Below are 26553 nucleotides of genomic sequence, written 5' to 3'. Positions count from 1 at the left end.
TGCTACATTGCGCAACTGTACAACCCCCGGGTGAGAGGCAAGCAGACGCCGATGACGGTCACCAGCAACCGGAGGACGGAGCAGCCGCGGCACAGGGCCGCCGTGCGGGACCACAGGCGGCGGCGCGGTCGCCGGCGTGGCCGTGGCATACGGGTCGGTCTCGCCGTCTGTCTGGCCCTGCTCGTGCTCGCCGCGGGCGGAGCCGGCTGGCTCTACCTGAAGCTGGACGGCGACATCAGCACCTTCGACTCGGGCGGCCTCTCCGACAACCGCCCCGAGGCCGGCTCGTCGCAGGGCGAGAACGTCCTGGTCATCGGCTCCGACACGCGCACCGGCGGCAACGAGGCGCTGGGCGGCGGCGACAAGGACGACGTGGGCCGCTCCGACACCGCGTTCCTGCTGCACGTCTACGCCGACCACCGGCACGCCCTCGCCGTCTCCATCCCCCGCGACACCCTGGTGACCATCCCGCCGTGCAAGCTGCCCGACGGCAGCTGGACGAAGGCCCAGCCGGACACGATGTTCAACGCGGCGTACTCGGTCGGCCAGACGGCCAAGGGCAACCCCGCCTGCACGCAGAACACGGTCGAACAGCTCACCGGCCTGCGCGTCGACCACACCGTCGTCGTGGACTTCAAGGGCTTCGCCCGGCTGACGGACGTGGTGGGCGGTGTCAGGGTGTGCCTGCCGCAGGACGTCTACGAGAACGACCTCAACCCCCACCTCACCACCCCGGGCAAGCTGCTCTTCCACAAGGGCGAGCAGACCGTCGCGGGCCAGAAGGCACTGGACTACGTCCGGATCCGGCACGGCATCGGCGACGGTTCCGACATCGGCCGGATCAAGCGCCAGCAGGCGTTCGTGGCGAGCCTGCTGAAGCAGGTGAAGAGCCAGGGCCTCACGCCGACGCGGCTGCTGCCGCTGGCCGAGGCCGCCACGAAGTCGCTGACCGTCGACCCCGGCCTCGGCTCCGCCGACAAGCTGATGGCCTTCGCGATGTCGCTGAAGGACATCGACCTGCACAACACCAAGTTCGTGACCTTGCCCTGGCGCTACGAGGGATCACGGGTCGCGATCGTGCAGCCGGACGCCGACGACCTGTGGGCGGCGCTCAGGGCCGACCGCACGATCGACGGCAAGAACGCCGGCGGGAAGCGGACCGGGACTCCGGGTTCCGAGGCTTCCCCCTCCCCCACGCCGGTCTCCGGTGAGGGCATCGACGTCGCCGTCTACAACGGCACCTCGGTCCCCGGACTGGCCGCCCGCGCCACCGCGGTTCTCACCGCGGACGGCTTCACCGTCACGGGCACGGCGACGGCGTCCGCCCAGGACCACACCACGACACTGGTCGAGTACGGCCCCGGCCTGGAGGTCCGTGCCCGGACGGTGGCGGCGGCCTTCCCTGGCGCGGAGCTCCAGCCCGTGACCGGCAGCGGAATCAGTGTCGTGCTGGGACAGTCGTACGCGGACAGCGACAGCCCGGCGGCGAGCCCGTCCGCGTCCCCGGCTCCGACCGCCGTGCCGTCGGAGGTCGCCGACGGGGCCCGGTCCGCGGACGACAACCCGTGCTCGAACCTCACCTACGGCTGACGCCGCACCTGCCGGGCCCGGGCCGCCGCCAGGGCCAGGGCGTACAGGCCGAGGACGACGGCCGGCAGGAGGTAGTACGCGGCGGGCAGGGCCGTCATGCCGAGGGCTGTGCCGAGGGGGCTCGGCGGCAGCAGCAGGCCGACGGCGGCGAGGCCGGCCGCCGCGAGAGCGACCGGGCCGGGGGCACGGCTTCCCTCGTCACGCCGGCCGGTGCGCAGGAGCAGCATCACCAGGGCCTGGGTGAGCAGGTTCTCGGTGAACCAGGCGGAGTGGAAGACGGCTTCGTCGTCGACGGCGTCGGGGCCGTCGAGCGCGAACGCGAGGACGGCGAAGGTGGCGAGGTCGGCGACCGCGTTGAGCAGGCCGAAGCCGGTGACGAACCGGAGGAAGGAGCGTGGCCGCAGCACGGCCGGACCGCGCAGGGCCGCCGCGCCGGGGCGGTCGTGGGCGAAGGCGAGCTGGGCCGCGTCGAAGCACAGGTTCTGGGCGAGCACCTGGGCGGGGAGCATCGGCAGGAAAGGCAGGAGCAGGCCCGCTGCGAGCATCGCGACGACGTTGCCCAGGTTGGAGGAGAGCGTGACGCGCAGGTACGAGGCGATGTTGCCGCTCGCGTGCCGGCCTGCGGTGATCGCGTGGCCGATCGCCCTGAGGTCCTTCTCGGCGAGGACGACGTCGGCGCTCTCCCGTGCCACGCCGACGGCGGAGCGGGGCGCGAGGCCTACGTCGGCGGCACGCAGCGCGGCCACGTCGTTCACCCCGTCGCCGAGGAAGCCGACGGTGTGCCCGGCGGCGCGCAGGGCGGCGACGATCCGGGCTTTGTCCTGCGGGGTGCAGCGGGCGACGACGGTCGCCTCGCCGGCGGCCTCGGGGTCTGTCGGCTGTGCGGCGGTCCGTACCTCCCCGGGATCCAGACCGAGTTCCCGGCAGGCCCGGGCCGCGGTGGCCGGATGGTCGCCGGTGAGGACCTTCACGGTGACGCCCCGGTCGGCCAGGTCGCGCAGGGCCTCGGCGGCGGTCGGGGCGAGGGCGTCCCGGAAGGTCACCAGGCCCCGGAAGGTCAAGCCCCGCGTGTCGGGCGGCCCGGGCGCGCCGGCACGGCGGTCGGCCGTGGCGACGGCCAGCACCCGCAGCCCGGCGTCCGCCTCCCGGGCGGCGAACGCCAGCAGCCGGTCGCGCTCGCCGGGCTCCGTCGTGCAGCGCTCCACCACGGCCTCGGCGGCGCCGGTGACGACGACGGTGTGACGTCCGAGGGAGCCGCGCACCACCGCCGTCGAGAAGCGCCGTACCGGGTCGAACGGCACGGCGTCCACCCCGTCGTACTCCTCGCCCACCGGCCCGGCCGCCTCCAGCAGGGCCTCGTCGAGGGCGTCGGGCGCGGGCAGTTCGGCGAGCTGCAGGGTCCACCAGGCGCCGACGGCGGCCCAGCGCAGCACCTCCGGGTCGTCGCGGCCTGCCGGGTCGAGGGCGCGTTCGACGACCGGCCGGTCCTGGGTGAGGGTGCCGGTCTTGTCGACGCACAGCACGTCGACGGCGCCCAGGTCGTGCAGCGCGGGCAGCCGTTTGACGATGACGCCGTGGGTACGGGCGAGCAGGGCGGCGCCCCGGGCCAGACAGGCGGTGACGATCACCGGCAGCATCTCGGGCGTCAGCCCGACGGCGACCGCGACGGCGAAGGGCAGGGTCTCCAGGCCGCGTCCGCGCAGCGCGGCGTTCGCCATCAGGACGAGGGGCGGCGTCAGCAGCATGAAGCGGATCAGCACCCAGGAGATGCCGTGCACGGACCGGTCGAAGGCACCGCCCTCCCGGCGTGCGGCCGGCTGCCGGTGAGCGGCGGCGAACCGGGTGCCGTCCCCGGTCGCGACCACGACGGCGGTGGCGGTGCCCCGGGCGACAGCACTCCCCTGGAAACACAGGTGGGGCGCCTCGAAGGGGTTGCCGCCGGGCGCTTCGGACCCGCGGGCGGGGGCTTCGGACCGACCCGTCACCCCGACCGCGGACGAAAGCACGTCACCACCGGGCTCGGCGGCGGCTTCCGGCCGGCCCCTCGCCCCGACCGCGGACGAGGACACGTCACCACCGGACTCCGCGGCGGCTCCCGACCCGCCCCTCGCCCCGACCGCGGACGAAAGCACGTCACCACCGGACTCCGCGGCGGCTGCCGGCCGGCCCCTCGCCCCGACCGCGGGCGAGGGCACGTCACCACCGGACCCCGCGGCGGCTCCCGACCCGCCCCCCGCCCCGACCGCAGACGAGGACACGTCACCACCGGACAAACGCACCGGCCCGGACCCGTCCGCCCCGTCGCCCCCGGGCCCACCGTCCGCCGCGCCCTCGCCGGGTACCTCCTCCGCCGTCTTGCCCACCGGCGCCGACTCCCCGGTCAGGGCCCCCTGGTACACGGCGAGCCCCCGGGCCCGGAGCAGTCTCACGTCCGCCGCTATCAGGTCCCCGGGGCCTAGGCGCAGCACATCGCCGGGAACCAGCTCGGTGACCGGGACCTCCCGGGCCCGGGGCGGCTCCCCGGCGTCGTCGCGCCGCAGCACCGTGGCCGTGCCGGCGACCAGTTCGCGCAGGGCGGCCATGGAACGGTCGGCCCGGTGCTCCCCGCTCGCGCGCAGCACGCAGCTGACCGCGACCAGGGCGAGGATGACGACGGCGGTGCCCCAGGAGGCGACGGCGGCGGACACCAGGCCGAGACAGAGCAGGACGGCGGTGAAGGGGTCGCGCAGGGCGTGCGCGCACCGGCGGGGCCAGGACGGCGTGCGCCGGTCCGGCAGGGTGTTCTCGCCGTGACTGAGCAGCCTGGCCGCGGCCTCGGTCTCGGTCAGTCCCCGGGGCCCCGACTCCAGCCGCCGCAGCACCTCCAGGGTGGTGCCGTCGGCGGTCTCAGAGGCCATGGAGGCGGCGGCGCGGCGGCGCGGCGCGGTCGGTGAGGCGGCCCACCAGGAGCCGTACGACGTCGACGACGTCGGGGTCGTCGACGTAGTACACCTGCCGGCGGCCCTCGCGGCGGGAGCCGACGAGTCCGGCCAGCTTCAGCTTGGTGAGGTGCTGGCTGACCGCGGGCAGCGCGCCACCGACCCGCTCGGCGAGCCCGGTGACGTCGCTCTCGCCCTGGGCCAGCGCCCAGACGATGTGCAGCCGGGCGGGCGAGGCCAGCAGCCCGAAGGCCGCGGCCGCCTGGGCGACCACGTCGGCGGGCGGGTCCTCGAAGCCACTGCCGGCTGCCGCCACCGTCGCCGTCCCTTCCGTCGCCTCCGTCGTCCTGCGAGCCGCACCAGTCTAGGCGGCCCCGGCAGCCGCCACGGGAGGCCTTTTCGGTGCGGGATGCCGGGGCCCGAACCGCACGGACGGTATGAAAATCATGGGGATGACCTCCCATGTTCGACCCGTCGGACAGATCATCACGATGCGGCAGCGCCAACTCACGGCAAGTGGCCGCTCACTTGACGCCCGGTGGTCACACACGGTTGGCTCCGGGCCAACGAGAGTCATCCGGCCCGTGCTCAACTGCGGTCCGCCCGGCTCTCATCCTGCTCTTGCTCGGCCGCACAGCGAGGTCCGCCCCTCATGAACACTCCTCCCCCGCCGCACACCTCCGCGAGACTCACCCGTGTCGCGGCGCTGGTGTCCGCCGTGTGTCTGCTGGTGGCCGGCTGCTCCGTCCTCGGCGCGGGTGACGACGGGCCGGACGCGGACCCGGTGGGCGGTCCGGGCGGCGGGATGAAGGTCGCCCTGGTCACGCACGGCGGCAAGGGCGACGCCTTCTGGGACCTGGTGCGCAGGGGCGCCGAGACGGCGGCCGCCAAGGACGGCATCGACCTGACGTACGCCAGCGACGCCGACGCGGCCGCACAGGCCACGCTGGTGCGGAACGCGGTCCGCGACAAGGTCGACGGCATCGCGGTGACGCTCGCCAAACCGGCGGCGATGCGGGGCCCGATCGCCCAGGCCAAGGCGGCCGGCATCCCCGTCGTCGGGCTCAACTCCGGTATCGACGCCTGGCGGCCGGCGGGCCTGCTGGAGTACTTCGGCCAGGACGAGTCCGTCGCCGGCCGGGCCGTCGGCGACAAGCTGGACGAGGTCAGGGCCAAGCACGCCCTGTGCGTCGTGCACGAGCGGGGCAACGTCGCGCTGGAGGCCCGCTGCGCCGGCGTGCGGAAGACGTTCGACGGCGAGACCGACAACGTGTACGTGGACGGCACCGACATGAAGGCGGTGACCGCCACGATCGCGTCCCGGCTGCGGCAGGACTCCAGCATCGACGAGGTCGTCACCCTGGGCGCCCAGTACGGGCTCAGCGCGGTCGACGCCGTCGAACAGGCCGGCAGCAGAGCCAAGGTCGCCACCTTCGACCTCAACAAGGACCTGGTCAAGGCCGTCCAGGACGGCAAGGTGCAGTTCGCCGTGGACCAGCAGCCCTACCTCCAGGGATACCTCGCGGTGGACGCCCTGTGGCTGTACCGGACCAACGGCAACGTCAGCGGCGGCGGGGCGGCCCCGGTGCTCACCGGACCCGCGTTCGTGACCAGGTCCAACGTCTCCGCGGTGGCGCGGTTCGCCGCCGCCGGGACCCGGTGACCGGACACTTCCTGTGACGGTGTCGCCAAAGATTCGGTCAGGCCCGGGCCCTGCGGTCACTTGTACGGATAACATCCTGCGCATCCCATGTGCCGTAACCGGCACACGAAACCCTCCGCGCCCGTCCACCACCCCCACCCCCCCGCCCCGCCCATTCCGCCTCCCCGTTCCTCGCTCCCCGCTGATCGCCCTAGGACGACGATGTCTCGACGGACAGGTGCCCGGCGCCGCCTCGGATCCATACGCCTCTCCCTGGTGCTCCTGGCCCTGGTGCCCAGCGTCACCCTCGCCGCCATGTGGGGCGTGACGACCATCCAGATGTTCTCGGAGGGGCTTCGGCTGCGTGACCAGACGGAGCTGAGCCGGTCGACCGGTGCCATGGGCACCGACACGACACTCGCCCTGCAGCGGGAACGCAGCCTGTCGGCGGCCTGGCTGGCCTCGCCGCACGGCTCCCGGGCCGCTCTCGACGCGCAGCGCGAGGAGACCGACGCGGCGGTCGCGAAGCTGGTCGGGCAGGCGGACGCGATCGAGAGGGCGCCCTCCCGCATATCGGACCGGCTGTACTCGGTGCTGGGCTCGGTGGGCAGCCTGGAGTACTACCGCGACCAGGTGGACCACCCGACCGACATCACCGCGCAGCAGGCGCTGGACCAGTACTCCTCGATCATCGACGACCAGATCCACGCCTTCCAGGAGCTCTCCCAGGTCGACGACGGCGACCTCACCTCGCAGGCCGGTCCGCTGGTCGCCCTGGAGCACGCGGCGGAACTGGTCTCCCGCGAGGACGCGCAGCTGACCCTGGCCTGGCCGTCCGGGCACCTCGACGACAAGGCCTGGGTGCAGTTCACGGAGCTGGTGAACACCCGGCGCTGGCTCGTCAAGGACCAGGTGGTGCCCCAGCTGACCGGCAGCGCCAAGGCCCAGACCGAGCGGATCCTGGCGAGCCCCGAGTGGCAGACGCTCCAGTCCATCGAGGACCAGGTGCTGGCGGCCCGCAACGCCGGCGCCACCGCGGACCGGATCGCCCTGCCGGACACCCAGAAGCGGTGGAACGCCGCCATGGACAAACTGTCCGAGCACTACGCGAGCCTGATCCAGCGGCAGACGACGGGCCTGCTCGAACGCAGCGCCGACAAGGCGGACGCGCTGCTGATCAAGGCGGGGATCCTGAGCGCCGGCGGGCTGCTCGCGCTGCTGGTGTGCGTCGGCATGTCCTGGCGGATCACCCGCTCGCTGTCCCGTCGGCTGCGCGGCCTGCGCCGGGCCGCCGTCAGCCTCGCGCAGGAGCGGCTGCCCGACGTGGTGGCCCGCCTCGACCGGGGCGAGACGGTCGACCCGGAGTCCGCGACGACACCGCTGGACTACGGGCACGACGAACTCGGCCAGGTGGCGCAGGCGTTCAACACCGCCCAGCGCACGGCCGTGCACACCGCGGTCGAACTCGCCGACACCCGGCGCGGCTTCCAGAAGGTCATCCTGGGCATCGCCCGGCAGAGCCAGAACCTGGTCAACCTCCAGCTCAGCCGGCTCGACACACTGGAACGCGAGCACACCGATCCCGACATCCTCAAGGGTCTGTACGAACTGGACTCCACGGCCAGCCAGTTGCGCCGCTACGAGGAGAACCTCGTCATCGTCAGCGGCGAACGGCCCGGCCGCAGCTGGACCGAGCCGGTCGCGCTGATCGACATCCTGCGCAGTGCGGTCGGCGAGGTCGCCGAGTACCAGCGGGTGGAGGTGCACACCGAGGAGGAGGTGTTCGTCGCGCCGCCCGCGGTGGCCGACGTCATCCATCTGCTGGCCGAGCTCATCGACAACGCGACCGCCTACTCGCCCGCCCCGAGCCCCGTCACGGTGCGGGCCGGGATGGTCGCCAAGGGCCTGGCCGTCGAGGTCGAGGACCGCGGCCTCGGCATGTCGGAGGAGGACTACACGTCCTTCAACGAACAGCTCGCGGTCCCCCCGCAGTTCGACGTGGTGGCGCTCGCCGACGACCTGCGGCTCGGCATGTTCGTGATAGCCCAGCTGGCCCACCGGCACGGCATCACCGTCACCCTGCGCGCCTCGCCGTACGGCGGGACCACGGCGATCGTGCTGATACCGCACGACATCGTGGTGCGGGAGATCCCGGCGAACGGGCAGAGCCCGATGGACGCCAAGACCGCCAAGACCGCCGACAACGGCGGCAACGCCGTGGCCGCCGGGGAGCCGGAGGGTGCCGCCGGGACCGCCCGCGAGCCCCGGCCCCTCACCTCGGCCCGGACCGCCACCGCCACCGCCACCACCGCAGCCGTCCCTGCCGCCGTGTCCGCCGCCCGCGAGGTCATCCCCCGCCGGGACGGACTCGCCCCGCTCCCCCGCCGGGTACCGCAGACCAGCCTGGTGGAGGAACTGCGCGAGGAGTCCGCGCCCGCCGAGGACGACGGATCCCCCGACGACTTCACCGCGGAAGCCGCCGCCTCCTCCCTGGCCGGCTTCCAGCGCGGCACGCTCCGGGCCCGTGACGACGACGCCGAGCCGCCGTACGACGAGGGCGCGGCCGCGGCACCCCGGCTGGCCGCCGCCGACCCCGTCCCCTCGACTCCGCCCGCCGACCGCTGACGAAGGACACCGCAATGACACGCCCCATCCCCGCCACGCACACCCAGCTCGACCAGCTGCTGACCGGACTCGTGGAGCGCGTCGCCGACGTGAACCAGGCCGTGGTGCTGTCCGAGGACGGCCTGGTGGTCAGCAAGTCCACCGGATTCCTGCGCGACGACGCCGAGCGGCTCGCGGCGACCGCGTCCGGCCTGATGAGCCTCAGCAAGGGCGTCAGCATGGACTTCCGGGGTGGTCCGGTGCGCCAGGCGCTCATCGAGATGGCCAACAGCTATCTGATCCTCACCTCCGCCGGTCCCGGCGCCCACCTGGTCGTGCTGACCGGGCCGGGCGCGGACGTCGGTGTGGTGGCGTACCAGATGAACATGCTGGTGAAGAAGATCGGCGAGCACCTCAGCGCGGCACCGCGGGGCATGGCCGGGCCCGTCGTCGACCCCGGCGTGTGAGGTGGGCGGAGGCGACTCGGCGGGACGGCTCGTACGGCCGTTCGCGCTGACCGGTGGCCGGACCCGGCCCAGCCGCGCCGACTTCACGCTCATCGCGACGGTGACCGCGGTCGATCCCCAGCCCGCCGCGGCGGCCCGGTGCCAGCCCGAGCACACCCGGATCCTCCGGCTGTGCGCCGAGCCGATGGCCGTGGCGGAGCTGGCCGCCCGGCTCGACTTGCCGGTGAGCGTGGTCGTCATCCTGCTCTGCGACCTGCTGGAGGCGGGCCGGATCACCGTCCGTCCGCCGCGCCCGGTTTCCCGTACCACTCCGGACCTGGACCTGCTGAAGAAAGTGAGGGACGGCCTTGGCCGGCTCTGACGTCGAAACCGACGCGTCCTCGGCACCCGACACGGTCAAGATCCTCATCGCCGGCGGCTTCGGCGTGGGCAAGACCACGATGGTCGGGTCGGTCAGCGAGATCGCCCCGCTGCGCACCGAGGAACCCCTGACCATGGCAGGGCTGGGCGTCGACGACCTGGACGGTATCGAGGAGAAACGGGCCACCACCGTGGCCCTGGACTTCGGCCGGATCACCATCAGCCGGGACCTGGTGCTGTACCTGTTCGGTACGCCGGGGCAGCAGCGGTTCTGGTTCATGTGGAACGACCTGGCCCTGGGCGCGCTCGGTGCCGTGGTCCTGGTCGACGTCCGCAGACCCGAGTCCAGCTTCGCCGCGATCGACTTCTTCGAACGCCGGGACATCCCGTTCGTCGTCGGGGTCAACGGCTTCCACGGGGAACACCCGTATCCACCCGAGGACATCCGGGACGCGCTCGCGGTCCCGGAGCACGTGCAGGTGCTGCTGTGCGACGCGCGCGACAGGGAGTCGTGCCGGGACGTGCTGATCGCCCTGCTCGACCAGCTCATCGCGACGGCGGTGCAGGCCTAGGGGGTGTCCGTGCTCCGGACACCCCCCGGTCGAAGGGTCAGTTCAGGCCGGCCGACTTCAGCCATGCCTTGGCCACGTCCAGCGGGTCCTTCTTCTCCAGCTGCACCTGCGCGTCCAGTTCGAGGAGCGTCTTCGTGTCGAGCTTGGCCGAGACCGCGTCGAGCGCCTCGACGCCCTCCTTGGACAGCTCGCCCTTGCGGACCAGCGGCTGCACGTTCTGGAAACCGAAGAGGTTCTCCGGGTCCTTCAGGACGACGAACTTCTCCCGGGCGATGGTCGGGTCGGTGGTGAAGACGTCCGCGGCCTGCACGGTGTTCTTCTTCAGCGCCGCCTGGGTCAGCGGCCCGCCCGCGTCGAGGGACTTGAAGGACTTGAACTCCAGGCCGTACACCGACTTCAGGCCCGCCAGGCCCTGGTGCCGGGTCTGGAACTCCGGTGAGCCGCCGAAGACCAGGTCCTTGGCGACGTCCTTGAGCTCCCCGATGGAGGAGTCGGAGGTGAGCTTGTACTTCTTCGCGGTCTCCGCGTTCAGGGTCACGGAGTCCTTGTTCTGCGCGGCCGACGGCTTCAGCAGCTCCAGCTTGGAGTCGAGCTTGCCGTTGATCGCGGTCGTGGTCTCCTCGACCGTCTTCGGCTTGGCCTTGGCGTCGAGGTACGCCAGCAGGGAGCCGTTGTACTCCGGCAGCAGGGTGATGGCGCCGTTCTTCATCAGACCGTACGTGGTCTCACGGCTGCCGATGTTGGGCTTGTAGGTGACCTTGATGCCCTTGGCCTTGAGGGCCTCGCCGTAGATGTCGGCGAGCAGGATGCTCTCGGCGAAGTTGTTGGAGCCGACCACGACGGTGCCGCTCTCCGCTCCGCCGCCCTTGAGCGGGTCCTCGGAGGTGCCGCCGGAGGAACAGCCTCCGAGCAGAGCCGCCGCCGCGGCGAGCGCGACCGCGGCCGTGCCGGGGTGCCTGGTGATGGACCGGGTGCTGCTCTTCGCCGTAGTAATCACCCATTGATCCAAGCCAGCCGATAATCGGTCAGTCAAGAGCAGCCTGATTACCAATCGGCGTCGATGTGCGACAAACCACGGCAACCCGGGCTCTCAACTCCTGCGCACGCCCGGCGACACCGCCACCCGCGCCACCGCCCAGAACAGCGCGAGCGTGACCAGCGCCAGGAAGGCGACCAGCGTCGCGCCGCCCACCACCTTCTCGTAGTTGCGCTGGTAGAGGCCGTCGACGATGTACCGCCCGAGGCCGCCCAGGCTGACGTACGCGGCGATGGTCGCCGTCGACACGATCTGGATGGCCGCCGAGCGCAGGCCGCTCAGGATCAGCGGCAGCGCGACCGGCAGTTCGACCTGGAAGAGGATCCGGGACTCGTGCATGCCCATGCCTCGGGCGGCGTCCACCGGCGAGGGGTCGACGGACCGCATCGCCTCGTAGGTGGTGACCAGGATCGGCGGGACGGCCAGGACGACCAGCGGGATCATCACGGGCAGCATCCCGAACCCCAGCAGGGTCGTCATCAGCACCAGCAGGCCGAAGCTGGGCAGGGCCCGCCCGGCGGTGGCGACCAGGGACAGGGCGTTCCCGCCGCGCCCGTAGTGACCGGTGACCAGGCCGATCGGCAGTCCGATCGCGGCGGCGAGGGCGAGCGCCTCCAGGGTGTACCGCACGTGTTCCGCGAGGCGGGCCGGGATGCCGTCGTAGCCCTGCCAGTGGGCGCTGTCGCTGAAGAAGGCGTTGACGAAGTTGAGTACGTTCACCGGGCTGCGTCCTTGAGGGCGGGCGCCTGCTTGCGACCGGCCGAGCCGCTGGGCATCCAGGGCGTCAGCAGCACGCGCACGAGGACCAGCAGGGCGTCGACGAGGATCGCCAGGAGGGCCGTGGTGATCACGGAGTTCCAGGTCAGTTCGGGCCGGTTGTAGATCTGCGCGTCGTGGAGCAGGTTGCCGAGCGCGCCCTGGTTGCCGATCAGCATGCCGACGCTGACGAGGGAGATGCTCGACACGGTCGCCACCCGCAGGCCGGCGATGATCGCCGGGACCGCGATCGGCAACTGCACCTGGAAGTACCGCCGTACGGGCCCGAAGCCCATGGCGGTGGCCGCGGACAGAGTCTCCTGCGGCACCGAGCGCACCCCGTCGACGATCGCCGGGACGAGCACCACCAGGCTGTACACGGCCAGCGGGATCATCACGGTGAGCTCGGTCTGCCCGGTGTAGTTGATGAGGACGACGAAGAACGCCAGCGACGGGACGGCGTACAGCACGGTCGTGACGCCGAGGACGGGCGGGTAGAGCCAGCGGAAGCGGATGCAGAGCTGGGCGATCGGCAGTGCCAGGAGCAGTCCGGCCGCGACCGGCAGCAGGGCCTCTCTCAAGTGCAGTCCGACCAGCCCGATCCAGCTGTGCTGGAGGTCGCTCGGCATGTCGAAGAAGTCGTGGAGGAACTCGCTCATCCGGCGACCTTCTCGTCGTCGAGTCCCGCCGCGTGGGCGCTGCGGATCGCCTCGCCGATGGTCGCCTGCGAGACGACTCCGGTCACCCGCCCGCCGGTGTCCACGGCGACGGCCCAGCCGGTCGGCGACAGCACCGCGCAGTCGAGGGCGACCCGCAGCGAGTCGGTGCCGGGCACGAACGGCCGTCCGTGGGACAGCAGCCGGTCCGGCCGGATGTCCCCCGCGACCAGGTCCCGCGGTTCGCTCCAGCCGAGCGGCCTGCCGTCCGCGTCGGTGACCAGGAGGTAGGGGGCGTCGGGGGCGGCGATCTGCTCGGCGGTGGCGTCCAGCGGGATCACCGGGTCGCTCGTCAACTCGAGCCGGGTGGACGGGAAGAACGACAGCCGCCGGATGCCGCGGTCGCCGCCCAGGAAGTCCTCGACGAAGGCGTCGGCGGGGCTGGACAGCAGCTCGGCCGGGGGCGCGTACTGGGCGAGGTGGCCGCCGGTGCGCATCACGGCGACCATCGTGCCGAGCTTGATCGCCTCGTCGATGTCATGGGTGACGAAGACGATGGTCTTGCCCAACTCGTCCTGGATGCGCAGCAGTTCGTCCTGGAGACCCTTGCGCACCACCGGGTCGACCGCCGAGAACGGCTCGTCCATGAGCAGCACCGGCGGGTCGGCGGCGAGGGCCCGGGCCACGCCGACGCGCTGCTGCTGGCCGCCGGACAGCTGGTAGGGGTACCGCTTGGCGAGCGCGGCGTCGAGCCCGACCCGCTCCATCAGCTCCGCGGCCCGCGCCCGGGCCTTCTGCTTGCCCCAGCCGAGCATGCGGGGGACGGTCGCGATGTTGTCGACGATCGTGCGGTGCTGGAAGAGGCCGGCGTTCTGGATGACGTAACCCATGGACCTGCGCAGGGTGGTGACGGGCTGCCGCTGGATGTCCTCGCCGTCGAGGAGGATCGTTCCCTCACTCGGCTCGACCATTCTGTTGATCATCCGCAGCGTGGTCGTCTTGCCGCAGCCCGACGGTCCGACGAGGACGGTGATGGAGCGGTCGGGTATCTCCAGCGAGAGCCGGTCGACCGCCACCGTGCCGTCCGGGTAGCGCTTGGTGACTGAATCGATCCGTATCAAGACGCCGGGGCCCTTCGGTTGGCGGAGACTTTGGCCGTGGTCGTACGGGCTGGTCGTACGGGCTGTTGCCGGTCGAGTCTAGACCGCGGTCGTTTCCGGCCCCGGGGCGGCGGGGAGCCCCGCCCCGTCCAGCGGCAGCCGCACGGTGAACACCGTCGCCCCGGGTTCGCTGTTCAGCTCGATGCGGCCGCCGTGGGCCCGGACCAGGGAGTGGGCGACCGCCAGGCCGAGGCCGCTGCCGCCGCGGTCGCGGCTGCGGGCCTTGTCGACGCGGTAGAAGCGGTCGAAGACGCGCTCCTGGTCCTCGGGCGGGATGCCGGGGCCCGCGTCGGCGATCCGGACCAGGGCTGTGCCGGAGGCGACGGTGACGCCCACGGACACCGGGGTGCCGGGCGGGGTGTGCACGGCGGCGTTGGCGAGCAGGTTGTCCAGGACCTGCCGGACGCGCTGCGGGTCCAGGCGCACCTCGATCGCCCCCGGGCCGGCGGCCACCGTCAGCGGGTGGTCCGGCCGGCTGGCCCGGAAGGCGTCGGCGGCTTGCCGGACCAGCTCCACCAGGTCGGCGTCCTCGCACCGCAGCGGCGCCTCCACCTCCGCCGCGTCCAGCCGGGCGAGCAGCAGCAGGTCGTCCAGGAGGATGCCCATCCGGGCGGCCTCGGCGCGCAGCCGGGCCAGGTGCCGGTCGCGTTCCTCGGGGGCGTTGGCGGCTGCGTACTGGAACAGGTCGGCGTAGCCGCGTACCGACATCAGCGGGGTGCGCAGCTCGTGCGAGGCGTCCGCGACGAACCGGCGCAGCCGCTGCTCGGCCTCGGCGCGCACGGCGAGGGAGTCGTCGATGTGCTCCAGCATGGTGTTGAAGGCGGTGCGCAGCTCGTCCACCTCCGGGCCGCCGTCCCGGCCGTCGGCGCGCAGCGGCAGCCGGGCCGCCGACTCGGTCAGGTCGTGCGAGGCGATGCCGTGCGCGGTGGACGCCATGTCGCTGAGCGGCTTCAGCCCGCGGCGCAGCATGCGGCGGCCGAAGACCACCAGCGCGAGCAGGGCGAGAGCGAAGGTGACGACCTGGATGGTGATGAGCTGCCCGACCGTGTCCTCGATGTCCTCCATGGGCGCGGCGCTGACCAGGACCACCCCGGGCTCGACCTCGCAGGCGCGCAGCCGGTAGGTGCCCGCGCCCTTGAGGTGCTCGGTGCGCAGCACCTCCGTGTGCGCGACGCTCTGCGCCGAGGCCAGGGCGGTGAAGTCGTCGACGTCCTCGGGCAGGTCGGCGGGGTCCTCGGGCCTGCGGAGCTCGGGCGTGCCCTTGGAGACGTCGTACACGGCGTAGAACCAGCTGTAGTACTTCTTGCCCGAGAGCGTGCCGTAGTCCGCGATGCTCTTGGACTGGGCGATCTGGGCCTGCGCCAGCTGGGTGTCGAGCTGGGCCGACAGGTAGTCGCGCATGTACGTGGTGAGGGCCGTGCCGACGACGGCGAACACGACCAGCGCCAGGGCGCCGAGGCCCAGGGCCAGCCGGGTGCCCAGGCGCATCCCGCGGTAGGCCCGCCGCAGCCGGGCGATCACTCGGAGGCCTGCCGCACGACGTACCCGAATCCCCGCACGGTGTGGATCAGCGGCGCGCCGCTCTCGTCCGTCTCGTCGAGCTTGCGGCGCAGCCGGCTGATGACCAGCTCGACGACGTTGGAGCGGCCGCCGAAGCCGTACTCCCACACGTGGTCGAGGATCTGCGCCTTGGTGAGCACGGTGGGCGACCTGCGCATCAGGTAGCGCAGCACCTCGTACTCGGTCGGGGTGAGCGAGAGCAGCTTCTCGCCGCGCCGCACCTCGCGGGTGTCCTCGTCCATGGTCAGGTCGCCGACCTGGAGCACGGACCGCTGGAAGGCGGGGCCGGCGCTGCGCCGCAGCACGGTGCGCAGCCGGGCCATCAGCTCCTCCACGGCGAACGGCTTGACCAGGTAGTCGTCGCCGCCCCGGGTCAGGCCCGCGACCCGGTCGGCGACGCCGTCGCGGGCGGTGAGGAACACCACCGGCACCATCGTGCCGGAGGCGCGCAGCCGGTCGAGGACGCCGAAGCCGTCGACGCCGGGCAGCATCAGGTCGAGCACGACGATGTCCGGGTGGAACTCGGCGGCCCGCTGCAGCGCGTCCTCGCCGGAGTACGCCGTGACCGCTTCCCAGCCCTCGTAGCGGGCGACGGTCGCGACGAGGTCGGCGATGGGCGGGTCGTCGTCGACGACGAGGAGTCGTACTTTTTCCACCCGCTCATAGTGCTTCACGTGTCCCGTGCCCCCATAGCCGCTCGTCCCTTCGCCGCCGGATCGATAAACACTTGAAAGTTGAGCGACAGTATTCCGACAGCTCCCCCGCGCCAAGCTCGGTGTCCCAGGATCCGATCAAGGAGCTGCCGATCGTGACGACCCTCCAAGAACCCCCCGCGGCGACCCGGCCGGGCGTGCGCCCGAGAGTGGTGGGCCGCACCGGCCTGTACGCGGTGCTGCTGGCCAACGCGGTCGTGGTGGCCGTCTTCTTCGTCCAGGCCGGTTTCGCCTCGAACACACTGATCGTGCTGGGGCGGCTGGCGGGGCTGTACGGGGCGCTGCTCATGGCGTTCCAGCTGCTGCTGGTGGCGCGGCTGCCGTGGTTCGACCGGCGGATCGGCATGGACCGGCTGACGTCCTGGCACCGCTGGACGGGCTTCTCGGTGCTGTGGCTGCTGCTGGCGCACGCCGTGTTCATCGTCTTCGGCTACGCGCAGTCCTCGTCCCTGGACCCGGTGAACCAGCTGGTGGATCTCGCGGAGACCGTCGAGGGAGTGCTGCGCGCGATCGCCGCCCTGGCGATCATCATCGTGGTCGGCGCGGTCTCGGCCCGCTACGCCCGGCGCCGGCTGGCGTACGAGACCTGGCACTTCATCCACCTGTACACCTACGTCGCGGTGGTGCTGGCGTTCACGCACCAGGTCGCGGCGGGCACGACGTTCACCTCGTCGGCCGTGGCGGAGACGTACTGGTACGGCGTGTGGGGCGTGGCCCTCGCCTCGGTGTTCACGGGCCGGCTGGTCCTGCCGCTGTGGCGCAACCTCCGCCACCGGCTCCGGGTCACGGCCGTCGTCCCCGAGAACGACGACGTGGTCTCGGTCTACGTCACGGGCCGCGACCTGGACCGGCTGCCCGCCCGGGCGGGACAGTTCTTCCTGTGGCGGTTCCTGACGAAGGACCGCTGGTGGCAGGCGAACCCGTTCTCGCTGTCCGCCGCACCGGACGGCCGTACCCTGCGCCTGACCGTCAAGCGGGCGGGCGACGGCAGCGCGGCCCTGCGGCACCTGAAGGTCGGCACGCGGGTGTTCGCCGAGGGCCCCTACGGCGCCTTCACCACCCTGCACCGCACCCGCCCGGACGCCCTGCTCATCGCCGGTGGCGTCGGTGTCACCCCGATCCGGGCCCTGCTGGAGGAACTGCACGGCCACGCGGTCGTGATCTACCGGGTGGCCACGGACCGGGACGCCGTCCTCTACGACGAACTGCGCGAACTCGCCCTCGCCAAGGGCGCCGAGCTGCACCTGGTCACCGGGCCGGCCGTGCCCGACCGGCTGGCGCCGCAGGAACTCGCGCGTCTGGTGCCGGACATCACCGGCCGGGACGTGTACCTGTGCGGCCCGCCGCCGATGATGAACGCGGTGCTCGGCAGCCTGCGCGAGCTGGGCGTGCCCAGGACGCAGACCCACTTCGAGCGCTTCAGCCTGGCCGGCTGACGGGAACGAGGAGAACACCGTGAAGCGAGCCATACCCGTCCTCGTCCTGAGCGTCGCGGGCCTGATCCCGCTCTGGCGGTACACGCCGTCGCAGGACACGGGGTCGTCGTCCGCCACGGAGGCCGCCGCGCCCGCGTCGACACCCTCGGTCTCATCGTCGGGCGGCACGACGACCACGGTCGTCGCGGGCTCGAAGCTCGACACCGAGAAGGGCCCGGTGCAGGTCGAGGTCACCTTCTCCGGCGACAGGATCGCCTCGGTGCGGATGCTCCAGCAGCCGAACCATCCGCAGACCACGGCCGCCGTGCCCAAGCTGATCGAGGAGACGCTCCAGGCGCAGAGCGCCGACATCGACACGGTGTCCGGTGCCACGATCACCAGCGACGGCTACAAGGAGTCGCTCCAGGCCGCGATCGACGCGAGGGGCTGACGGCATGCGGCGCGTCGAGCACGTCATGGGATTCCCCGTGTCGGTGCGGATCGACGACGAGGGCTTCCCCGAGGCACCGGTGGACGGCTTCTTCGCCTGGCTGCGCGAGGTCGACGCGCGGTTCAGCCCGTTCCGCCGGGACAGCGAGGTGTCCCGGCTGGACCGAGGGGAGGTCCCGGACCCCAGTCCGGCGCTCCGGGAGGTCCTGGACCTGTGCGAGGAGTTCCGGATCGCGACCGGGGGCGCCTTCGACGTCCGGCTGCCCGGCCGCGGCCTCGACCCCTGCGCCGTGGTGAAGGGCTGGTCGGTGCAGAAGGGAGCGGAGCTGCTGTCGGCGGCCGGGGCGCGGCGCTTCTGCCTCAACGCGGGCGGCGACGTGATCGCCTCCGGCGGCCCTTGGCGCGTCGGCGTACGCCACCCCGAACACGCCGACCGGCTCTGCACGGTCCTGGACCTCACCGACCGGGCCGTCGCCACCTCCGCCCGCTACGAACGCGGCGACCACATCCTCGACGCCCGCACGGGCCGCCCGGCGACCGGCCTGCTGAGCATGACCGTCGTGGCTCCGACCCTGACCGAGGCGGACTCGGTCGCCACGGCGGCGTTCGCCCTCGGCGCGGAGGGGGTGCGGTGGGCGGCGGCCCGGAAGCACTGCGAGGTGTTCGCGGTGGACACGGAGCGGCGGGTCCTGCGCAGTCCCGGGTTCCCGGTGGTGGGGGCGATGGCGGCGTAGACCGTGAGGGGGTCCCCGCGGTGGCGGCGCAGGGCCGTGCGGGGATTCCCCGGTGGGGCGATGGCGGCGCAGGGCCGTGCGGGGATTCCCCGGTGGGGCGATGGCGGCGCAGGGCCATGCGGGGATTCCCCGGTCCGGCGATGGCGGCGCAGGGCCATGCGGGGATCCCCCGGTCCGGCGATGGCGGCGCAGGGCCATGCGGGGATCCCCCGGTCCGGCGATGGCGGCGCAGGGCCGTGCAGGGATCCCCGGTCCGGCGATGGCGGCGCAGGGCCGTGCAGGGATCCCCGGTCCGGCGATGGCGGCGCAGGCCGCGCGGGGTGGCGGGAGGTGGTGGCGCACGCGTGTGCGGGAGGGCGAGTCGTGTGACGCGATCGGCCGGATCCGGCCGTGTCGTTCTCCCGCCCCTGTCGCTTTTTCTGGCGGACACCGGGGCGTCACACCGGACGGGCACGTTTCCGCCGTCCCCTTGCCTCGCCCTGCCTCCGCCCTGTCCCCGGGGCGCGACGCGGAAGGACGACGTACGCCGTGTCCCAGCTCCAGCTCGAAACACTCCCCGCACCGCTCCCCGCCGCCCCCTGCCCCGCCGCCCCGCGCCGCTCCCGCGCCGCCGCCCTCCTCTTCCGCCTCGTCCGCCCGGCCCTGGTCCTGCTCCCCCTGATGCTGATCGGGGTGTGGGCCCTGGTCGACCGGCGGGCCGCGTACGACGGGGCCGCGCGGCTGGCCTCCGCCGACCCGTGGTGGCTGCTCGCCGCGTTGGTGTTCACCTGCCTGACCTGGGTGGCCGCCGCCTGCGTCCGGCAGGGCGCCCTGCCGGAGCGGCTGCCGCCCGGCCTGCTGGTGGCCTCGCAGTTCGCCGCCGGTGCCGCGAACCAGGTGCTGCCGGCCGGCCTCGGCGCGCACGCCGTGACGCTGCGCTTCCTGCAGCGCCGCGGCATCGCCCTCCCCCGGGCCACCGCGTCGCTCGCCCTGTACTCCCTGGTCAAGCCGGTCGCCCGGACGCTGGTGCTGCTGGTGTTCCTGGTGGCGTTCCCGGACGTCCTGCGGCTCGGCGCGCTCGTCCCCGACGACCGCACGCTGCTCCTGGCGGCGGGCGGTGCCGTGCTCGCGCTCACCGCGGCCGCCGTGCTCCTGGTGACCGTACGGGCACTGCGCCGCCCCGTCCTCGGCTTCCTGCGCACCGCCCTGACCGACGCCCGCGAGCTGCACACCCGCCCCGGCCGCGTGCTCGCCCTGTGGGGCGGTGCCGCGGCCACCCCGCTGCTCCAGGGCAGTGTGATCGCCACGGTCGGGTTCTCGCTCGGGCTGCCGCTGTCCTGGGCGCAGGTGGTCCTCGCGCTGATGGTGGCCGGCACCGCGGTCGGGGCCGTGCCCGCGCCCGGCGGGATCGGCCCCGTGGACGCGGCGCTGGTCTTCACCATGGCCGCGTTCGGGGCGCCCGTGGGCACGGCCACGGCCACCGTCATCGGCTACCGCGTCCTGACGGTGTGGCTGCCGCTGCTGCCGGGCGCCCTCGTGCTGTCGGCCCTGCTGCACCGCAAGGTGCTCTGACGGCTACTCGGCCCCCGCCGCCGAGGGGCTGGTGAGCCCCTCCGGAGACCCGAGCAGCAGCCGCGTGGGGCCGGCTTCGGCCACCCGGCCCCCGGACATGACGATCAGCTCGTCGGTCCGGTCGGCGACCAGCCGGAGGTCGTGGCTGACGAGCACCAGGGCCAGGCCGCGCCGGTCCCGCAGCTCCGTCAGCAGGTCCATCACGGCGACGGCCGTCTCCGCGTCGAGCGCGGAGGTGACCTCGTCGCAGAACAGCACGTCGGGGTCGGCGGCCAGGGCCCGCGCGATGGCGACGCGCTGGCGCTGCCCGCCGGACAGCTCGTGGGGGTAGCGGTCGGCGGCCGTCGCGGGCAGGCCGACCTGCTCCAGCAGTTCCCGCACCCGGGCGGGAGCCTCCGCGCGGCCGGTGCGGCGGTGCAGCAGCAGCGGGCGCCGCAGGGCGGCCCCGACCGTGCGGCCCGGGTTGAGGGTGCCGAGCGGGTCCTGCGGCACCAGCTGGAGGCGGCGGCGCTGGTCGCGGGAGCGGCGGGAGGCGCCGGGGGCGAGCGGCGTGCCGTGCAGGCTGACCGTGCCGGCCGTGGGCCGGTGCAGCCCGACGAGGGCGCGCAGCAGGGTCGTCTTGCCCGAGCCGGAGACCCCGACGACCCCCAGGCTGCTCCCGGCGGCGAGTCCGAGATCGATGCCGTGCAGCACGGGGACGCGCCGGCCGCGGTGGCTGTGGGCGGCCTGGAGGCCGGTCGCGGTGAGCAGGGGCGCGCCCCGGCCGGGTGCGGCCCCACGAGGGGACGGCGACGCGTCCCGTTCCGACGGCCGGACGGCGTCCGCCCCTGCCACGGATGACGCCCCGTCGGCCCCGGGCCCCGTCGAGGCCGCCGGTCCGTCGGAAGGCGGGCGGACGGGTGCGATCGGCCGGGGACTCGTGCCCGTCAGGTCCACGACGTCGTCGGCGAGCCGGGTGACCAGGTCGGTGTCATGGCAGGACAGGGCTACGGCGATCCGGTGCCGTGCGGCGAGGTGGCGCAGCAGGTCGGCGATCTCGTCGCGCAGTGCGGGGTCGAGTCCGGCGGTGGGCTCGTCGAGAAGCAGGACGGCGGGGCGGCGGGCCAGCGCGCGGGCGAGCGCCACGCGCCGCTGCTGGCCGCCGGACAGCGCGCCGATCCGGCGGTCCGGCAGTCCGTCGCCGGTGGGCAGCCGCACCTCGTCGAGCTGCCCGAGGATCGCCTCGGGGCTCGTGTCGACGGCGACCTCGGCGAGCAGACGGCGCACCTTCATACGCGGGTTGAGGGCGGAGCCCGGGTCCTGGGCGACGTAGGCGAGCCGGTCGCGGCGCAGGGCGCGCAGCGCGGGCGCGGGCAGGGTGAGCGGGTCCTGGCCGAGGACGGTGACGGTGCCCGCGGTGCGCTCGGTGCCCGGGGGCAGCGCACCGGTCACGGCCCGCAGCAGTGTCGTCTTGCCGCAGCCGGAGGGACCGACGACAGCCGTGACACGGCCGGGGGCCAGTTCCAGGCCGGCCCGGTCCAGCAGGAGGCGGCCGCCGGGGGCGGAGACGGTCAGTCCGTGGATCCGTACCGTGTGCTCTCCCTCCGCCGCGTCGCTCTGCGAGGTCCAGTGCTGGTTCACAGCGTGGGCACCGCCTTCCGGCCGGTCGCGGGGACGAGGGCGGCGGCCGCGAGGTTGACGCTCATGGCGAGCAGGCCCACGGCGACGCTGGGGGCCAGGACGGCCCAGGGGTTGAGGAGGATGCCGCCGGAGTTCTCCCGGATCATCAACGCCCAGTCCGCGGCCGGGGGTTGCGGCCCGACCTGGAGGAAACCGGCGGTGGCGACGAGGTAGACGGCGGCGACGAAACGCAGTCCGAACAGGGCGAGGAGGGTGGCCCGCAGGTTGGGCAGCACCTCCCGGGCCACGAGGTACCACAGGCGTTCGCCGCCGACGGACGCCGCCTCCACGTAGCCCGAGGCGGCCACGGGCGCCGCCGCGCCGGCCACGAGACGCACCGCGTAGGGCACGCCGAGGACGACGGAGGCGGTGACGACGGCGAGCCGTCCGCCGTCCGGCCAGGAGAGGGTGACGAGGAGGATGCCGAGCACGGCGGGCAGCAGCATCAGCACGTCGCAGGTGCGTTCCACGATCCGCCCTACGGCCGGGCGCAGGGCGCTGACCGCGCCGAGGACGGCGGCCAGGGCGGTCACCAGGACGGCCACGAGCAGGGAGGTGACGACGAGTTCGCGCCCTCCGGCGAGGAGCCGGCTGAGGACGTCCCGGCCGAGCTGGTCGCCGCCGAGCGGGGCACCGCCGCCGGGTTCCGCGTAGGGCGCGGCAACGGGGGCGTCGATGGCGTGCGGGGCGAGCCAGGGTCCGGCCAGGGCGAGGGCGGTGAGCAGCAGAGCGGGCAGCACCCGCACGGCGACCCGGAGGCGGGCCCGCCCCACCCGCGCGGCCGGAGCCGGCTCGATGGCATCGAGGACCGGGGTCACGTCCGGCCTCCCAGGCCCCAGGCGCACACGGCACCCACGGTCTTCGGCATCACGTCCGGCCTCCCGAGGCCCACGTACGGACAAGGTCGGCGAGCAGCAGCACTCCGGTGATCACGGCTCCCGTCACGGCGACGACCCCGGCGATGACCGGACTGTCCCGGTCGGCGACCGCGCCCGCGAGGACCGAGCCGATGCCGGGGTAGTTGAAGATGGTCTCCACGACGACCGCACCGCCGAGCAGCATGCCCGTGGAGGTGGCGACCCCGGCCGCGATGGTGGGCAGGGCGCCGGGCAGCAGATGGTGGGTGAGGATCCGGTGCCGGGGCAGCCCGTCGAGGACGGCGGTGTCGATGTGCGGTGCCCTGGCCTCGTCGGCGAGGGCGGCCCGCACGATCCGCGTGTTCCAGCCGATCTGCGGGACGGCCAGGGCGAGGACGGGCAGCACGAGCATCCGCCAGGAGGCGGGCGAGCCGTCCGAGTCGGTGAGGGTGACCGCGGGCAGCCAGCCGGTCCACAGCGCGAACACGAGGACGAGGGCCACGGCGACGACGAACTCGGGCAGCGCGAGGATGCCGGTGGCGCTCGCCGACACGGCCCGGTCGAGCGGGCCGCCGGGCCGGGCCGCCGCCCAGCAGCCGAGGGCGACGGAGGCGACGAGGGTGAGCAGCAGCGCGAGCCCGCCGAGCAGCAGGGTGTTGGGGAACGGCCGGGCGAGCAGGTCGGCGACCTGCTCGCCGCGCGCCGAGGTGCCGAGGTCGCCGGTGGGCAGGCCGGTCATCCAGTCCCAGAACCGTTCCGCCACGGGCCGGTCCAAGCCCAGGAGTTGACGGCGCTGGGCGAGGTCGGCCGCGCTCTCCCCCCGCTCCGAGGTGGCGTCGGCCGCGTCCCCCGGCAGCAGTTCCACGGCGGCGAAGACGGCGGCGAGCAGCCCGGCCAGCAGCAGGAACCGGCGCGCGAGCACCCCGGCCGCGCGCAGGACGGCACGCCCCGGCTGCCGGGAGCCCGCCGCCGGTTCCTGCCGTGCGGTCGGGGTCAGCGTGCCAGCCATGCCCGCTCGAGCTGGACGCGCCCGTAGCCGGGCAGGGTGGGCAGGTTGCGCACCGCGGCGCCGGCCAGGTCGATGCCGTCGGCCATGCCCCACAGCAGGTAGCCGGACTCGTCGTGCTCGATCTGCTGGAGCTCGTGCAGGACCTGGGCCCGCTCCGCCGCGTCCTTGGTGGCCATGGCCTTGCGGTAGGCGGCGTCGAACTCCTTGTTCTTCCAGCCGGCCTCGTTCTGCCCGGAGTCGGAGACCATGGTCTTGCTGGCGAAGAACACCACGGAGTCGTTGGTGCCCCAGTAGGTGGTGTAGAGGTCGCCCTTGAGCCAGGTCTTGTCCCAGAAGGTCGCCGACTCCTGCCGGACGACCTCGACCTTCACGCCGGCCTCGCGGACCTGGGAGGCGAACAGCGTCGCCGACTCGGCGAGTCCGGCGATGTCCTCCGTGGTCAGCAGCTTGTACGTCTTCGAGGTGTCGAAGCCGGCCTCCTTCAGCAGCTGCTTGGCCTTGGCCAGGTCGCGGGTGCGCTGCGGGACGTCCTTGGCGTAGGCGGGGTCGCCGGTGCCGAGGATGTCGTTGGCGACCGTGCCGTAGCCGGAGAGGACCTGCTTGACCATGGCCTCGCGGTCCACGGCCAGCCGCAGCGCCTCCCGCACCTTCGCGTCCGCGAACGGCCCGTCGGCGGTGCGCATGACGATCGGCATCGCCATGTCGTTGGGGCGGCGCACGACCTGGACGTCGCCGCGCTTCTCGGCCGTACGGGCCGCCACGGCGCCGACGTTGGAGGCGACGTCGATCTGCCCGGCCAGCAGGGCGTTGGCCATCGCCTGGGGGCTCTCGAAGATCTTGACCTCGATGGCGTCGAGGTGCACGTCGCCGCCGTACCAGTCGGCGTTGCGGACCAGGCGGGCGTTGCCGGAACGGAACCAGTCCAGCTTGAAGGGGCCGGTGCCGGGCGCCTTGCCGAGGTCGGAGTCCTTGGTGTCCTTCTTCAGCACGAACGTCGTCAGCCGGGTCAGCTGGGGCAGTTCGGCGTTGGCGTAGTCGGAGACCAGGACGACGGTGTCCGTGCCCTCGGCCTTGATGTTCTCGGCCTTGATGCCGGGCAGCCGGGAGGCGCCGGAGGGGGTGCCCCGCAGCCGCTTCAGGGACCAGACGACGTCCTCGGCGGTGACCGGGGTGCCGTCGTGGAACTTCGCGCCCTTCGCGAGGGTGAAGCGCCAGGTCTTCAGGTCGTCCGAGGCCTTCCAGCTCGCGGCGAGGCGGGGGACGGTGTTGGGCTTGGTGCCGGGGACGGTCAGGGTGTCGTGCACCAGCGAGATGATCAGGTAGTCGCTCTCGTTGGCCTGCGTGCCGTGCGGGTCGCGGGTGATGGCCGAGGCGCGGCCCAGGGCGCCGACCCGGAGGGTGCCGCCGCGGCGCGGCTTCTCGTTCTTGCCCGCCGGCGACTTGGCCGAGGTGTCGTCACCGCTGCCGCAGGCGGCGAGGAGCGCGGAAGCGCCTATCGCGCCGCCGGCCCACAGCACTTGGCGTCTGTTCACGTTCACGTACGACCTCTTTCAGCCACGCGGGAGCACATTGCTTAGGCGTGCCTACCCTAAATAGAGCCCCCAGCGCAATGCCTGAACGATCTCTGCCGGGGCGTCAAAGGGCGCACAGGCGCACGCATCACCCCTCTTGTTGCAAGACATTCGCAAGTAGAGGCCTCGCTCCTAGTGAGGATTGCCTTACCTAAATTCGCCTGTTAGGTTTCGGCAGCGATCACCAGCCGTCCCACAGGCAACACACAGGGTCGGCACTCCGAGCTCCATCCACCCGCACCCGCGCCCGCCCCGAAACGGATGTCTGCGCCATGCCCACGGGAGCCGTACCCCTTCGCCAGTTCGCCCCGCACGACGTCGACGAGCTGACCGACACCGCCCACAAGATCCTTGCCGAGTCCGGCAGTTCGGCCGCGCGGCCGGAGCTGCTCCGCCGGGTCGCGAACGCCGCGGCCCGCCTTGACGAAACGATCCTGCACACCTGCCGCCCCGTCGACACGGACGACGGCCTGTACGTCCTGCGCGGACTGCCCGTCGACGACGCCGGCATCGGCCCCACGCCCTCCGGCTGGGACACCGCGGGCGACCGTGCCGCCGCCTGGGATGTGCTCCTGCTGCTGCTCGCCACGGCCATGGGCCACCCCATCGCCTGGGAGGGTCAGCAGGAAGGCCGGTTCGTGCACAACATCGTGCCCTCGCCCGGCCACGAGCAGGAGCAGACGGGTGCGAGCAGCACCGTGCTGCTCAGCCCGCACACCGAGGACGCCTTCCACCCCGGCCGCGCCCATCTGCTGCTGCTGGCCTGCATGCGCAACCACGACGCGGTCGCCACCACCGCCGCCAGTGTCCGCAGGACCCGACTGGCCGCGGACGACCTGGCGCTGCTGTCCCGCCCGGTCCTGCCGATCCTCCCGGACGACGCCTACGCCGAGGCCCGTTCCTTCGCCGGAGAACCTCCGAAGGTCCCGGCCCTGTGGCAGACCCAGGCCGGCCCCACCCTGCGCTACGACCCCGCCTACACCCCGCTCGACGAGGCACCGGCCGACTACCGCGCCGCCTACGGCCGGCTCACCGCCGAACTGGAACGCGTCTCGGTCGCCGTCGCCCTGGAGCCGGGTGACGTCCTGGTCGTCGACAACGACCTGGTGGTGCACGGCCGTGTGCCGTTCAAGGCCCGCTACGACGGCACCGACCGCTGGCTCAAGCGCGCCTCGGTGCGCGTGCCCGGCCGCCGCAGCCGCCCCCTGTCCGAGGCGGACGAGCACGGATACGGGCAGGCCGCGCTGGTCGCCCACATCTGATCCGCCGCCCA

23 protein-coding genes are annotated in these 26553 nt (G+C 73.1%); 11 read left to right on the top strand and 12 right to left on the bottom strand.

What is annotated here, in order from left to right:
* The first annotated feature begins 51 nt into the window (after positions 1–51).
* Entirely contained in the window at positions 52–1590 is a 1539-nt protein-coding gene (locus ACH4G3_RS02130) for an LCP family protein (RefSeq protein ID WP_397623358.1), read from the top strand.
* On the opposite strand, the gene ACH4G3_RS02125 is transcribed toward ACH4G3_RS02130, so the two are convergent.
* Entirely contained in the window at positions 1581–4487 is a 2907-nt protein-coding gene (locus tag ACH4G3_RS02125) for an HAD-IC family P-type ATPase (RefSeq protein WP_397622636.1), read from the bottom strand. The genes ACH4G3_RS02130 and ACH4G3_RS02125 overlap by 10 nt on opposite strands.
* Complete coding sequence (locus ACH4G3_RS02120; RefSeq protein WP_020271572.1) at positions 4477–4824, bottom strand: ArsR/SmtB family transcription factor; 348 nt, start codon at positions 4822–4824, stop codon at positions 4477–4479. Before ACH4G3_RS02120 ends, ACH4G3_RS02125 begins: the two co-directional genes overlap by 11 nt.
* A 336-nt stretch (positions 4825–5160) precedes the next feature.
* Between ACH4G3_RS02120 and ACH4G3_RS02115 the strand changes: the two genes are divergently transcribed.
* The 5 genes from ACH4G3_RS02115 (at position 5161) to ACH4G3_RS02095 (ending at position 10153) form a co-directional block, all read left to right on the top strand.
* Complete coding sequence (locus ACH4G3_RS02115; RefSeq protein ID WP_397622635.1) at positions 5161–6171, top strand: substrate-binding domain-containing protein; 1011 nt, start codon at positions 5161–5163, stop codon at positions 6169–6171.
* 201 nt (positions 6172–6372) lie between these two features.
* Entirely contained in the window at positions 6373–8775 is a 2403-nt protein-coding gene (locus ACH4G3_RS02110) for a sensor histidine kinase (protein ID WP_397622634.1), read from the top strand.
* A 14-nt stretch (positions 8776–8789) separates the two neighbouring features.
* Entirely contained in the window at positions 8790–9221 is a 432-nt protein-coding gene (locus ACH4G3_RS02105; protein WP_020271575.1) for a roadblock/LC7 domain-containing protein, read from the top strand.
* Between the two features lies 1 nt (position 9222).
* A complete protein-coding gene (locus ACH4G3_RS02100) occupies positions 9223–9582 on the top strand; it encodes a DUF742 domain-containing protein (RefSeq protein WP_354743251.1) in 360 nt (119 codons plus the stop codon).
* Complete coding sequence (locus ACH4G3_RS02095; protein ID WP_397622633.1) at positions 9569–10153, top strand: GTP-binding protein; 585 nt, start codon at positions 9569–9571, stop codon at positions 10151–10153. Before ACH4G3_RS02100 ends, ACH4G3_RS02095 begins: the two co-directional genes overlap by 14 nt.
* A 37-nt stretch (positions 10154–10190) precedes the next feature.
* Here ACH4G3_RS02095 and ACH4G3_RS02090 read toward each other — a convergent pair whose 3' ends face one another.
* From ACH4G3_RS02090 to ACH4G3_RS02065, 6 genes are all read right to left on the bottom strand, one after another.
* Entirely contained in the window at positions 10191–11150 is a 960-nt protein-coding gene (locus tag ACH4G3_RS02090) for an ABC transporter substrate-binding protein (RefSeq protein WP_397622632.1), read from the bottom strand.
* 93 nt (positions 11151–11243) lie between these two features.
* Complete coding sequence (locus ACH4G3_RS02085; RefSeq protein WP_397622631.1) at positions 11244–11909, bottom strand: ABC transporter permease; 666 nt, start codon at positions 11907–11909, stop codon at positions 11244–11246.
* Complete coding sequence (locus ACH4G3_RS02080) at positions 11906–12604, bottom strand: ABC transporter permease (RefSeq protein ID WP_354743245.1); 699 nt, start codon at positions 12602–12604, stop codon at positions 11906–11908. Before ACH4G3_RS02080 ends, ACH4G3_RS02085 begins: the two co-directional genes overlap by 4 nt.
* A complete protein-coding gene (locus ACH4G3_RS02075; RefSeq protein ID WP_397622630.1) occupies positions 12601–13722 on the bottom strand; it encodes an ABC transporter ATP-binding protein in 1122 nt (373 codons plus the stop codon). The genes ACH4G3_RS02080 and ACH4G3_RS02075 overlap by 4 nt, the downstream gene beginning before the upstream one ends.
* Before the next feature lie 78 nt (positions 13723–13800).
* Positions 13801–15282: a sensor histidine kinase gene (locus ACH4G3_RS02070; RefSeq protein ID WP_397622629.1), complete on the bottom strand. Its 1482-nt coding sequence runs from the start codon at positions 15280–15282 to the stop codon at positions 13801–13803.
* A complete protein-coding gene (locus tag ACH4G3_RS02065; protein ID WP_397622628.1) occupies positions 15279–15977 on the bottom strand; it encodes a response regulator transcription factor in 699 nt (232 codons plus the stop codon). The genes ACH4G3_RS02070 and ACH4G3_RS02065 overlap by 4 nt, the downstream gene beginning before the upstream one ends.
* 152 nt (positions 15978–16129) lie before the next feature.
* Here ACH4G3_RS02065 and ACH4G3_RS02060 point away from each other — a divergent pair, with 152 nt between their 5' ends.
* The 4 genes from ACH4G3_RS02060 (at position 16130) to ACH4G3_RS02045 (ending at position 20184) form a co-directional block, all read left to right on the top strand.
* Positions 16130–17470, top strand: a complete 1341-nt coding sequence (locus ACH4G3_RS02060) for a ferredoxin reductase family protein (protein WP_397622627.1) — start codon at positions 16130–16132, stop codon at positions 17468–17470.
* 19 nt (positions 17471–17489) lie between these two features.
* The gene (locus tag ACH4G3_RS02055; RefSeq protein ID WP_397622626.1) at positions 17490–17900 is read left to right on the top strand and encodes an FMN-binding protein; all 411 of its coding nucleotides are present in this window, start codon (positions 17490–17492) and stop codon (positions 17898–17900) included.
* A 4-nt stretch (positions 17901–17904) separates the two neighbouring features.
* On the top strand, positions 17905–18633 hold the full coding sequence (locus tag ACH4G3_RS02050; protein WP_397622625.1) for an FAD:protein FMN transferase: 729 nt from the start codon (positions 17905–17907) through the stop codon (positions 18631–18633).
* A gap of 528 nt (positions 18634–19161) precedes the next feature.
* The gene (locus tag ACH4G3_RS02045; RefSeq protein WP_397622624.1) at positions 19162–20184 is read left to right on the top strand and encodes a lysylphosphatidylglycerol synthase transmembrane domain-containing protein; all 1023 of its coding nucleotides are present in this window, start codon (positions 19162–19164) and stop codon (positions 20182–20184) included.
* Positions 20185–20187: 3 nt separating this feature from the next.
* On the opposite strand, the gene ACH4G3_RS02040 is transcribed toward ACH4G3_RS02045, so the two are convergent.
* Genes ACH4G3_RS02040 through ACH4G3_RS02025 form a run of 4 tightly spaced genes read right to left on the bottom strand, consistent with a single transcriptional unit; the run spans position 20188 to position 25247 of the window.
* Entirely contained in the window at positions 20188–21804 is a 1617-nt protein-coding gene (locus ACH4G3_RS02040; protein ID WP_397622623.1) for an ABC transporter ATP-binding protein, read from the bottom strand.
* Positions 21801–22661 carry an ABC transporter permease gene (locus ACH4G3_RS02035; protein ID WP_397622622.1) on the bottom strand — a complete coding sequence of 287 codons (861 nt, stop codon included), beginning with the start codon at positions 22659–22661 and terminating at the stop codon, positions 21801–21803. The genes ACH4G3_RS02040 and ACH4G3_RS02035 overlap by 4 nt, the downstream gene beginning before the upstream one ends.
* 49 nt (positions 22662–22710) lie before the next feature.
* On the bottom strand, positions 22711–23709 hold the full coding sequence (locus ACH4G3_RS02030; RefSeq protein WP_397622621.1) for an ABC transporter permease: 999 nt from the start codon (positions 23707–23709) through the stop codon (positions 22711–22713).
* Positions 23694–25247 (bottom strand): ABC transporter substrate-binding protein, encoded by a 1554-nt coding sequence (locus ACH4G3_RS02025; RefSeq protein WP_397622620.1) that lies wholly within the window; start codon positions 25245–25247, stop codon positions 23694–23696. Before ACH4G3_RS02025 ends, ACH4G3_RS02030 begins: the two co-directional genes overlap by 16 nt.
* 305 nt (positions 25248–25552) lie before the next feature.
* On the opposite strand from ACH4G3_RS02025, the gene ACH4G3_RS02020 reads away from it, so the two are divergent.
* Complete coding sequence (locus tag ACH4G3_RS02020) at positions 25553–26542, top strand: TauD/TfdA family dioxygenase (RefSeq protein WP_397622619.1); 990 nt, start codon at positions 25553–25555, stop codon at positions 26540–26542.
* The last annotated feature ends 11 nt before the right edge of the window (positions 26543–26553 follow it).

This window comes from Streptomyces afghaniensis, from assembly GCF_044327915.1.
GTDB lineage: Bacteria > Actinomycetota > Actinomycetes > Streptomycetales > Streptomycetaceae > Streptomyces > Streptomyces afghaniensis.
This window is presented reverse-complemented; position numbering and strand designations above follow the sequence as displayed.

Bases quoted from the DNA above. Each gene is read 5' to 3' on its own strand.
- ACH4G3_RS02130 (WP_397623358.1), top strand. From the start codon at position 52: ATGACGGTCACCAGCAACCGGAGGACGGAGCAGCCGCGGCACAGGGCC.
- ACH4G3_RS02125 (WP_397622636.1), bottom strand. From the start codon at position 4,487: ATGGCCTCTGAGACCGCCGACGGCACCACCCTGGAGGTGCTGCGGCGG.
- ACH4G3_RS02115 (WP_397622635.1), top strand. From the start codon at position 5,161: ATGAACACTCCTCCCCCGCCGCACACCTCCGCGAGACTCACCCGTGTC.
- ACH4G3_RS02110 (WP_397622634.1), top strand. From the start codon at position 6,373: ATGTCTCGACGGACAGGTGCCCGGCGCCGCCTCGGATCCATACGCCTC.
- ACH4G3_RS02105 (WP_020271575.1), top strand. From the start codon at position 8,790: ATGACACGCCCCATCCCCGCCACGCACACCCAGCTCGACCAGCTGCTG.
- ACH4G3_RS02080 (WP_354743245.1), bottom strand. From the start codon at position 12,604: ATGAGCGAGTTCCTCCACGACTTCTTCGACATGCCGAGCGACCTCCAG.
- ACH4G3_RS02050 (WP_397622625.1), top strand. From the start codon at position 17,905: ATGCGGCGCGTCGAGCACGTCATGGGATTCCCCGTGTCGGTGCGGATC.
- ACH4G3_RS02030 (WP_397622621.1), bottom strand. From the start codon at position 23,709: ATGGCTGGCACGCTGACCCCGACCGCACGGCAGGAACCGGCGGCGGGC.
- ACH4G3_RS02020 (WP_397622619.1), top strand. From the start codon at position 25,553: ATGCCCACGGGAGCCGTACCCCTTCGCCAGTTCGCCCCGCACGACGTC.